2 protein-coding genes are annotated in these 1548 nt (G+C 41.4%); both read left to right on the top strand.

Going from position 1 to position 1548, the window contains the following annotated elements:
• Positions 1 to 370, top strand: a 370-nt coding sequence (locus tag WBA89_RS27440) for an aldo/keto reductase (RefSeq protein WP_424410804.1), incomplete at its 5' end; no start/stop codon positions are given.
• A 186-nt stretch (positions 371 to 556) separates the two neighbouring features.
• A complete protein-coding gene (locus WBA89_RS27435) occupies positions 557 to 1081 on the top strand; it encodes a hypothetical protein (RefSeq protein WP_424410803.1) in 525 nt (174 codons plus the stop codon).
• Positions 1082 to 1548 lie beyond the last annotated feature (467 nt).

The raw sequence follows: 1548 nt of genomic DNA, 5'->3' as shown, positions 1-1548 counted from the left end.
TTTTAAAAATGTGGGATTGATGGCTTACAGTCCTTTGGCTTTTGGAATTTTAACGGGTAAATACTTGAATGGAATCCCGGAAAATTCGCGACTGGCTTTATTTGCTGGATTCGGTCAGCGTTACGATAAAACTAATCTGAATGATGCGGTGAAAGCGTATATTGAGATTGCGCGCAAACACGGTTTTACTCCGGCTAAGATGGCTTTGGCTTATGTGCGATCGCGCTGGTTTGTAAGTAGCACTATTATCGGTGCAACAAGTCTCGAACAGTTGAAGGAAAATCTCGGCAGTTTGGATGTGAATTTGGATAAGGAGATTGTTTCGGAAATCGATGCGGTGCACGCTAAGTATCCGAATCCGACACCGTAAGTTTGTTCGTTGTTCAATCGGCGGTTGAAACCGCTTCTACACAAACAAAGTCCGCCTGCGCGGACTAAGAGTTTGAGGGAAAAGTTAACCCAGATTTGGTATTAGTAGGTTGGGTTGAGGTAACGAAACCCAACCCAACTTACCACTTGTTTAATTTTTTGTCATAATTCAATAAAATGAGCAGGTATGAATAGCAGTCAAAAATTTAATTTTCAACTAGCAGAACGTTTCTTGGAAAACTACGCCGATCCTCCCGAAGATCCATTAGGAGAGCTTTCTCATTTTGAAATGGGATGGCGGCGTTTTTGTTTTGAACACAACCATAAAGTTTTAATAAAAATAGGTGATGCTCAAAAAGAGGTATTTTTCGATCCAGATATCTGTATGATGATTGACAATTACTTTCCCAAGGAAATTGCGAAGCTATCGCAAGGTCAAAAAATAGAAATAGACTTTGGTGAGAGTTGGTTTACTATTATTTTGCTACCGATCGACAATAAGATTAACTGCACTTGGATCAAGTTTGGGACTTCGTGCTGGGAAAAGCAGTTTGAGTGCGATCGCGCTCACGTATTAGATGTGCTGAGAGGTTTTCTTGAGGAAGTGATGCAGCTAGCTGTAGATAAGGGTTACATCACAGCCGAGGAGAAGCAGGAGTTTATTCGTCCGGCTTTTGCTAGCAATACCGATGCTGTGGTATTACGCAATTAGTTGGTTGAGATGGTGTTTTGGGCGATCGGCGTATTGTTATAGCAATTATCCAAAGTCTTGTAACAATCATGAGTGTTGAATTTGTTGACTTTCGCTATGCCAGTAAGGTGCGTCGCTCATCGATTGTCGATCGGAATTGAAGATTGTAGATGGCGACGCACCCTACCAGCTCTTCGCAAAGCCCCAATCATAGTCAACAGGACTTTGACAGTAAACATTCAATTAAGTTTCAATCCCTGATAGGGATTTACCCTCCCAAAAAACAGAGAGTTTAAATAGGAGGGTTTGGAATAGCAAACTTGACTTGTAGCAAGCATATTTCAGTCCCTAATAGGGATTCATGTTTGCCCAGAGTATGGCAACCAGTCTGCTGTTCCTGTCAACAGGATAGCGCACAGTCAAAAAAATGTCAAGTCATGCTAGCTACAAGTCTAAACACTGATATATAATTATTGATGAGGATACCC

The sequence above is a fragment of the Microcoleus sp. genome, from assembly GCF_049646505.1.
Taxonomy (GTDB): Bacteria; Cyanobacteriota; Cyanobacteriia; order Cyanobacteriales; family Microcoleaceae; genus Microcoleus.
The sequence above is the reverse complement of the archived record's forward strand: the minus strand, read 5'-3'. Positions and strand labels throughout refer to the sequence as shown.

Bases quoted from the DNA above. Each gene is read 5' to 3' on its own strand.
- WBA89_RS27435 (WP_424410803.1), top strand. From the start codon at position 557: ATGAATAGCAGTCAAAAATTTAATTTTCAACTAGCAGAACGTTTCTTG.